6 protein-coding genes and 1 pseudogene are annotated in these 9,114 nt (G+C 55.2%); 5 read left to right on the top strand and 2 right to left on the bottom strand.

Annotation, left to right across the window (positions count from 1 at the left end):
- The 5 genes and pseudogenes from A3842_RS33065 to A3842_RS27125 all read left to right on the top strand — a co-directional run.
- Positions 1–189: pseudogene (locus tag A3842_RS33065) on the top strand (hypothetical protein); the annotation flags it as partial.
- A gap of 405 nt (positions 190–594) precedes the next feature.
- Positions 595–1,062: an Hsp20/alpha crystallin family protein gene (locus tag A3842_RS27140; protein ID WP_074088850.1), complete on the top strand. Its 468-nt coding sequence runs from the start codon at positions 595–597 to the stop codon at positions 1,060–1,062.
- Between the two features lie 358 nt (positions 1,063–1,420).
- A complete protein-coding gene (locus A3842_RS27135; RefSeq protein WP_074103373.1) occupies positions 1,421–2,422 on the top strand; it encodes a DnaJ C-terminal domain-containing protein in 1,002 nt (333 codons plus the stop codon).
- A 131-nt stretch (positions 2,423–2,553) separates the two neighbouring features.
- Positions 2,554–5,196, top strand: coding sequence for an ATP-dependent chaperone ClpB (gene clpB, locus A3842_RS27130; RefSeq protein WP_074103372.1), 2,643 nt, complete (start codon positions 2,554–2,556; stop codon positions 5,194–5,196).
- 266 nt (positions 5,197–5,462) lie between these two features.
- Positions 5,463–5,720 (top strand): hypothetical protein, encoded by a 258-nt coding sequence (locus A3842_RS27125; RefSeq protein ID WP_074103371.1) that lies wholly within the window; start codon positions 5,463–5,465, stop codon positions 5,718–5,720.
- Positions 5,721–5,835: 115 nt separating this feature from the next.
- Here the strand turns inward: A3842_RS27125 and A3842_RS27120 are convergent, their stop codons facing one another.
- Complete coding sequence (locus tag A3842_RS27120) at positions 5,836–7,092, bottom strand: MFS transporter (protein ID WP_256701892.1); 1,257 nt, start codon at positions 7,090–7,092, stop codon at positions 5,836–5,838.
- Positions 7,093–7,162: 70 nt separating this feature from the next.
- A complete protein-coding gene (locus tag A3842_RS27115) occupies positions 7,163–8,992 on the bottom strand; it encodes a glycosyltransferase family 2 protein (RefSeq protein WP_074103370.1) in 1,830 nt (609 codons plus the stop codon).
- Positions 8,993–9,114: the final 122 nt, after the last annotated feature.

Below are 9,114 nucleotides of genomic sequence, written 5' to 3'. Positions count from 1 at the left end.
GGAATACTGATTGATTTATATAGAATTGTAAAATTTCGGAACAGTGTAGAAATCCCTTTTAATATCATTGGAAGAATTATGAATTTTGATGATGTTTATAACAACATGGAACGACATAAGGCGAAGGCTAATTCAGAATATTGGCTGGTATATAAAAAAGGTGAATGGGCGATACAGTCGTATAAATAAATTATCCATACAATAGGGGGAGAATTGTTAAATCGGAATATATGGCTACAATGGCGCGTGCCGGATTGAACTTGAGGTTTATGCATATAATACACGTGCAGCGCACGTGAGTTCATTGGCTTTGTCCGGGAGGGCGTGCGGCGCCAGACGCTTTTCTATAACCATGAGTACCATGACGCCGTGATGATGAGCATGCTGGAGAATGAGTACCGGGAGCGTTATTCAGCCACAAAGGTCAAATAAGGTCAAAAAAAGAATAACACTAAAATTTGGGTTCAAAAATGAGCTGATATGCCGGATTTCCCCGGTTTTTCGGCTTATACAGGTTTTGTCTTCCCCCGGTAAGGGGGCTATAATAAAGACATAGGTCAAATAAAGTCAAAGTCAAAGAGAGGAGAATGAGAGATGTTTGATTTAGTTCCTTTTGGAAAACGCAGAGATGATGCTTTTGGTGTGCTGGCCAAGTCCCTGAATGAAGTGTTTAATGATGATTTCTTTGCACCGATGAAAAGCTCCACCCTGTCCTTCCGTACAGATATTCGTGAGAGTGAGCAAGCGTATCTGATCGAGGCGGAACTGCCCGGCTTCACAAAAGAGGAAATCGACATTGATTATGCCAGCCCTTATTTGACGATTAAGGCAGTGCGCAAGGAAGAACACAGTGAGGAAAACAAGGACCATCAGGTGGTGCGCAGAGAACGCCGATATGGAGAGTATGTCCGCCGGTTCTACGTACAGGACATTGCTGAGGATGAGATTCGCGCTTCGCTGAAGGACGGCCTGCTAACGCTGTCAGTACCGAAACGGCAAAAACCGCTGGGCAAACGCATTGAGATTCAGGACAGCGGCAACTCCGGTGAGCAGCTTCAATAAAAGCAAATCAGGAAGGGCATGTGGCAGGCATCCGGGGGAAGCGGAGCGCGCTGAGCGTATGCACAATGGATTGTAAATGTTGAAGGAAGCAGACGTTCAAGTCCGGCCGGATGGGCTGGTAAAAAGGGTTTCCGGGCCGCGGCCAGCGCCGTTCCCCTAAGATCCCTGCAGGAACAGCCGATTCACCGGGCTTTTCATATAGCACCATCATACAGGCGCATTGTAGTGGGAATTCCGGCTATGGTGCGCCTTTTCACGAAATAGATCAGCTGTAGCTTCTACAGCACCGCAATAGAAAATAGGGTAATTAAAGGTAGACAAGGAATACGGCTCTAGTTCACGAAAGGAGGAGGTATCCTTGGCGGCAAACTATTACGAAGCTTTGGGAGTAGGGGAAAAGGCCTCTAGGCAGGAGATTAAAAAGGCCTACCAGAAGCTCGCCAAGAAATGGCATCCTGATGTTAATAAGGCACCGGAGGCGGAAGCCAAGTTCAAGGAAGCGGCGGAAGCCTACGAAGTACTGGGCAATGATGAGAAAAGAAAATCCTATGACGAGGAGCTCCGTTACGGTTTCGGCGGCGCAGCAGCCGGCAAGGGGCAGCGGCGGGGCGGAGCTTCGTCTGCGTCGTATGGGGAGACGCCTTTTGGTACAGGTTGGAGCGGCAGCTCCACCTCCTCCGGCGGCGGTATGGAGGGCGAGGATTTGTTTAACATGTTTTTCGGCAGCAGGGGGGCTGCGGACCGGGCAGGATTTGATTTTTTCTCGGGCAGCGGGGGCGCCGGCAATCCTTTTGGCGAGGCCCGCAGTACGATGCAGGCGCAGCTTGAGGTCACACTGGAGCAGGCGTATACAGGCGGATACATCCGGGTCCAGGTTGGCGGGAGAGACGTGAATGTCAACATTCCGGCCCGTTCCGCTGAGGGAACCGTACTCCGGATTCCCGGCAGCAGCGGGAATGGAGCAGCGCAGGGCGGTGAACTGCTGATCTCGCTGCAGCTCCTGCCGCATGAAATCTATGAACCGGAGGGCGGGGACCTGTATGGCTCGGTAGAAATTGCGCCGTGGCAGGCCGTGCTTGGCGGCGAAGCCAAGGTTCCGCTGCCGGACGGCAGCAGCGTGAAGCTGAAGATCCCGGCCGGGATGGCCGGAGGCCAGACGCTGCGCCTCTCCGGCAGGGGCCTGAAGCGGCCGAATGGCGCGAACGGTGATATTCTGTTCGCGGTGGAGATTGTGATTCCCGCCGACCTGACGGAGGCGGAGAAGAAGCTGTACCGCCAGCTGTCCGAAGCTGGCAGCTTCCAGGCCGGGCCCAAGCGGAAGGGCCCGGGTGCATCGCGGCGCAAAGCCGCGATGCGTTAAGGGTCGGGCGGGCGCGAGCCCGCGCCGCGGCCGGAACAGGCGGAAACAACGGCAGAAACGCCGTTGTTGGGCGCGCCGCGGTCGCCCGGTTCCCGGCGAACAAGCAAAACCACAGAAAGGTGATGAAGGAAATGGACTTCAACAAATTAACACAGAAGCTGCAGGAGGCGGTTGCCGCAGCGCAGTCGCTGGCAGCCGCCGCCGGGCATCAGGAGATTGACAATCTCCATCTGCTCAAGGCGCTGCTCCAGCAGCATGAGGGTCTTCTGCCGCGCCTGCTGCAGAAGATGAATATCCCCGTACCTGAGCTGATGCAGGGTACGGAAGAACTGCTGCAGCGGAAGCCCAGCGTCAGCGGCTCCGGCGCAGGGACGATGCGGCGGTATGCCTCGCCGTCGCTGATCGCCGTGCTGGAGCAGGCCGAGAAGGAAGCTGCACAGATGCAGGATGAATTCGTGGCGGTGGAACACGCGGTGCTTGCGATGGTGTCAGATTCCAGCAGCGGGAACCGGGAACTCAGCAGACTATTTACCAGCCGGGGCGTGACGCGTGACAAGCTGCTGGAGGTGCTGGCGGAGATTCGCGGCCATCAGCGGGTGACAAGCAGGGAACCGGAAGCGACCTATGAGGTGCTGGAGAAATACGGGCGCGATCTGGTGGCCGAGGTGCGGGCGGGCAAGGTTGACCCCGTGATTGGGCGTGATGGGGAGATTCGCAGGGTCATCCGCATTCTCTCCCGCAAAACCAAGAACAATCCGGTGCTGATCGGTGAACCCGGTGTCGGGAAGACGGCGATTGTTGAAGGGCTGGCCCACCGGATTGTCCGTAAGGATGTACCGGAGGGATTGAAGGATAAGACGATTTTTTCGCTCGATATGAGTGCGCTGATCGCTGGGGCTAAATACCGGGGAGAGTTCGAGGAGCGGCTGCAGGCGGTGCTGAAGGAGATCCGAGAGAGTGACGGACGGATCATTCTGTTCATCGATGAGCTGCATACGATTGTCGGTGCGGGTAAAACCGAAGGCGCGATGGATGCTGGCAACATGCTGAAGCCGATGCTGGCGCGCGGCGAGCTGCACTGTATCGGGGCGACGACACTGGATGAATACCGCAAATATATTGAAAAGGACCCGGCGCTGGAGCGCCGCTTCCAGCAGGTACTGGTCAACGAGCCGGATGTGGAGGATACCATCTCCATTCTGCGGGGGCTGAAGGAGCGTTTCGAAGTCCATCACGGGGTGAAAATCCATGACAGCGCGCTGGTAGCCGCTGGTGTTCTGTCGAACCGGTATATTACGGACCGCTTCCTGCCGGATAAGGCCATCGACCTGGTGGACGAAGCGTGTGCCATGATCCGGACGGAAATTGACTCCATGCCGGGCGAGATGGACGAGGTTACCCGCCGTCTGATGCAGATGGAAATTGAAGAAGCAGCGCTCAAAAAAGAAACCGACGACGCCAGCAAGCGCCGCCTGGAAACCCTGCAGCGTGAGCTGGCCGATCTCAAGGAGAAGCATCTGGGCATGACGGCCCGCTGGGAGAAAGAAAAGTCGGCCATTCAGGGGCTGCGTGAGCTGAAGAAAAAGCTGGAGCAGGCCCGGAAAGACCTGGTGGATGCGCAGGAGGTCTACGATCTTAACAAGTCTGCAGAGCTGAGCTATGGCATTATCCCCGATCTGGAGCGGCAGCTAAAGGCTGCAGAGGATGCCGCTTCGCAAGATCAGGAGAGCCGGCTGCTGCGTGAAGCTGTGACCGAAGAGGAGATCGCCGATATCGTATCCCGCTGGACAGGTGTTCCAGTGACGAAATTGGTTGAAGGTGAACGGGATAAGCTGCTGCGGCTGGAGGATACGCTCCATGAGCGGGTAGTAGGACAAGAGGAGGCCGTCCGGCTAGTGGCGGATGCGGTGCTCCGGGCCAGAGCAGGCATTAAAGACCCGAACCGGCCGATTGGTTCCTTCCTGTTCCTCGGGCCGACAGGTGTCGGCAAGACTGAGCTGGCCAAAGCGCTGGCGGTGTCGCTGTTCGACCGCGAAGACGGCATGATCCGCATCGACATGTCGGAGTATATGGAGAAGCACAGCGTCTCCCGGCTTGTGGGTGCGCCTCCGGGGTATGTCGGTTATGAGGAAGGCGGCCAGCTTACCGAAGCGGTGCGCCGACAGCCATACACGGTAGTCTTGCTAGATGAGGTGGAAAAAGCCCATCCGGATGTATTCAACATCCTGCTGCAGCTGTTGGATGACGGGCGGCTGACCGATTCACAGGGCCGGATGGTGGATTTCAAGAATACGATTGTCATCATGACCTCGAACATCGGCTCGCCGCATCTGATTCAGGGCACCGATGACAACGGTGAGCTTACGAATGCTGTCAAGGACCGGGTCATGAAAGAGCTGAGCGGCCATTTCCGGCCGGAGTTCCTGAATCGTGTAGACGACATTGTGATGTTCAAACCGCTCCAGTTGGCTGAGATTGAGCAGATTGTGGTCAAGTTGGTAGATGGACTCCGCCTGCGTCTGGCAGACCGCGGCGTTGGGCTTGTACTTAGCGAGTCAGCGGTACGGTTTATCGCAAGAGAAGGTTTTGATCCGGTATATGGCGCAAGACCGCTCAAACGGTTCATCCAGCGGAGTCTGGAGACCCGTGTGGCGCGCGCCCTGATTGCAGGTGAGGCAGAAGAAGGCTCGGTAATAGAAGTCAACGAGGCTGGAGGCGAACTGTCCGTATCGGTCAGTCATCCGAAGCCGGCAGAGGCGCTTAACACTATTTAATGGAAATGGCGGCGAGCCAGCTGCAGAGAATGATGAGACCGATAGCTGTACTTCGTACAATTCAACAGCTGCGAAATTCATTGCGGCTGTTGAATTACACGCTATACTGCCCAATTTCACTGAGCAAAGCAAACGTGTTATTTCTTCTATCACATCCCAGTTTGTTCCAGTAAAATAGATAGAGTAGATGGTGATGTAATGGCCGGAAATCTAATGACGGCTTGCGGCATGAACCGGGCGGGGGTGAGATAATCAGGAACATATCTTTGTTAAAAGGGATTCGTTATTTTTTCTCGGCGGCAGTCATTGTCTTTGCGATTCTTGTATTTATCAAGCCTAATGAAAATATAGGGTTGCTATTGATGAGCTCAAGCCTAAGTATGATGTGTTTATTCCAGGCGTTTGAGACCAGAACCACGCAGGCAAAAGCAGGGTCACGACAGTATGCCAATTATGTGCTGCTGCTGGTTGCATCCGCCGCGAACCTAGCTGCTTCTCTGTATATATTCAGCAGCCTTTTTTAGAGTGCCTCATGCTCCAGGCCAACAAGCGTCCACAAGCCGTTAAGGCTGGGGACGCTTGTTTTTTTTGGACCTGTCACGATACAGACGCCGGAGCTAAAGCACCTGACAAGCCCCCTTACATCAGCTGCTCCCTTATTTTCAAATGACGATACAGCCAGTATGCCGAAACGGAGCACAGCAGCGCGCACAGTCCGATGAAGCCGTAGCCGGCCTGCAGTCCGCGCAGCAGTCCGATGCCTTCCTCTTGTCCCGAGGAGAACAGCTCCTTAATCCCTTCGGTGATGGCACCAATGAAGTAGTTGCCCAGCACACTGGCTACACCGATAAGGGTGACGACGAAGGTGATTGCCGTGTCACTTCCATTGCGGTAGCGGTCAGCGAGCAGTGCCATAACTGTCGGGTAAATGGGCGCGACACCGAAGCCGGCGATGGCGAACAGGAACGCCCCCGATTCTCCCCAGAGGATAGCGGCGAAAGTACAGATGCCCGTGAAGGCAGAGAACACAATCAGCGACAATGCGAAGCCGATCTTGTCCGTCAGGGGTCCGAGCACAAGCCGGGCCAGCGTGAAGCAGAGGAAGAACGCGGACAGCATGCCGGCAGCGGCTGGTGTTTCCCAGCCGTAGGCTTTTTCCAGGAAATTGACCAGCCAGCCGCCGACAGCCAGCTCTGAGATCACGCCGAACGAAAGAACAGCAACCAGCAGCCAAATGACCGGATCACGGGAAATCGCGGAGAGCGGGATCCGGTCCTCTGTCCGTGTGGCATCGCCGGGGAACTTGCCCAGAAACGCTGGAATCATAGGAATCATGGACAGCATCAGAATCATCAGATACACTCCGCGCCAATCCAGCATATGGCCGAATACCGTCACCGTCATTAGCCCGGAGGAGATCAGCGGAGCGACGGTCGAGCTTAGCCCATAGAAGAAGTGCGACAGGTTCATCATCGTCCCGGTATTCTTCACAAAGATCCTTGCTCCAAGCACTGCGAGACCGATTTCCAGCATGCCGTTGCCGATATACATCAGGAAAAAAGAGCCTGACAGCGCCGGGTAGCTATGAGAGAGGAAGATGAACACACCGGAAACGGCCATGGAACCGAAGGCGATCAAGCTTACCGCCTTGATGCCGATCTTGCGGATCAGCAGGGCAGTGAAGGTGCAAGCCAGCAGATACCCGAGTGAGTTCAGCGACAGCAGGGTACCGAGCTGCATCTCATCCAGCCGGAGATCACTCTGGATACGCGGAATGGCGGGACCTTTGATATTTTCAGAAAAGCCGAAGATCAGATAGCCAATGAATACAGTCAGCAGCTGCAGTGTATAATTGCGTTTGGATGAAGCGGAATGGAGAGCCGGATCAGCTTTCAAGATGTACCTCCTGGAGTTAAAGTGCGTCCTGGTTAGGGTTCTAACCGCATGAGGTTCATTATACCACCGCTCACTCTGTCCAAGGAACCAGATTAGGATGCTGGTCAAGAATGGACATATACTGCTCTTTCCAGCCGTACTGGCCATCAGGATCAAGCAGCATATAGCGCAGATATTTATCCAGCCGGAATTCTGCCTTGGACCAGCCCAGGTGTTTCAGCCGCAGATTGCTTAGCAGATGGGGAAGCTCAAAAACATTCTCCGGCAGCCGTCCACAGTGCTGGGGGAGATCATTCCATGCATAGCTGAAATCCTTGCGGTAGCGGATCAGAAAGGGCCGGTAGCTCAGATGGGAGCGCCAATACTTGTCTTCACGGTAATGACGGTCATCCCAGAAATCGTACAGGCGGAAGCAGAACAGATCGCAGTTGTCCTCACGCAGCAGGCTGTCGATGTCTCCGGCAAACCGCTCTTCAAAAATCTCATCCGCATCCAGACTAAGTATCCATTCGGGATCAGTTTTCACAACCTCCTCCCATTGCTGCTTGCGCAGCTCGGATTCATTGCTGAACTTGGAGATGCTGTTGCGCACAAGGTGAAGCGGAATCCCCTGAAGAACCTCCCGGCAGATGTCAGCCGTACCATCGGTGCTGCCGTCGTCGATGATAACCGCCTCGTCGATGTACTGGCGGTGCGTCTGCAGAACCTGCCGCAGGAACCGCTGGCCTTCATTCTTGACCACCATGGTCAGGGTCAGCTTGGGTCTGCGGAGTGCAGCCCGTCTTTCAAAAGATACAGCAAATTCAGCTGCCGCACGGGCAGCCTTGTTGCTGTCTGTTCCCGCTTCCGGCAGCGGCGCCTTGTGCAGTCGCTGTAGGGCCTCCGCCTCCGTCCAAGGCTTGGCGCCGTCCCGGGCGGCGGGTGGTGCAGCCGCTTCAGCCCCGGCACCATCTGGTGCAGTCCGCTTGTGCCCTTCGTTCTCCCCGACCCTGTCCTCCGTCTCTTCCCTTGTTTCAGCTTCAGCCTGCCCTACCGCTTCTTCAGCTCTTTCATTCTCTGCGTCCTCCTGGGCAAGAACCTCTGGTTCCACCCCGCAGAGCCGGATGAAATCTGCCACCTTGTCAAGGTCGCTGTCCCTGTACAGGTGCAGCGCCGGATAATGGGTATCCACATAGAGTGGAATGCCCAGGGCGGCGGCGCGGATGCAGAAGTGGCGGTCTTCGCCCCAGTAGGAGATATTGCGGACCCTGTCATAGCTTGCACCTGCAGTAATCGCCTTACGGCTGATCAGGGTACATGCGCCCAGTCCGCCAACTTCATAGATGCCCGGCTGCTGTAGCTTGGCCAGAAACTGGTGGAATCTGCGGTTGATTTCCTCCTGGCTGAGCTGCTCGCCCGGCTCTGCTTCCCATTGGTTGTATTCATCATGCATCCAGACCTGCGGCTGCAGCAGGGTGCCCGGCTGCCATTGCGTCCAGAAGACCTCGGAAATAATGTCCCTGTCTGTTCCAATCAGGTGCAGCAGCGTGTCCGGGTGCAGAATCAGGTCGGAATCGATCAGGAACAGATAATCATAGTCGAAGGCTTCAGCCCGCCGGATCATCAGGTTCTTGAAGCCCGCCACCTTCCAGACGAGGCTGGAGTTCCAGAAATGGGTTGTATCATTGCGGATATAGGCGTCATGAAGGCCGGAGGATTGCAGGAATACTTCATTTCTGCGGGCTGCAAAGGCCTCAAGCACACGGCTGGATGCCTCATCCTCGTTGTCGTCGATCAGATAGAAATCCAGTTCGAAATTTACGCGCCGCAAGCGCAGCAGAGAATTCAGGAATTCCTGCAGAATCTGCGGCTTCTGGTGAATCGGGCTGCCAAGCAGCACCCGCTTCTTGCTCTCGTTCATCATGGTCCACTCCAGTACAGATAGATGTATGGATTATATGTATTCAATATATTTGCAGAGGTACTGGACTAACCCTCATTTTTTGCGGGATAAAGAGTTCAAACCATGTTTTTCCTTCGTGT

Origin of the sequence: Paenibacillus sp. P3E (assembly GCF_001909045.1) — a bacterium.
Lineage (GTDB): Bacteria > Bacillota > Bacilli > Paenibacillales > Paenibacillaceae > Paenibacillus_AQ > Paenibacillus_AQ helianthi.
This window is presented reverse-complemented; position numbering and strand designations above follow the sequence as displayed.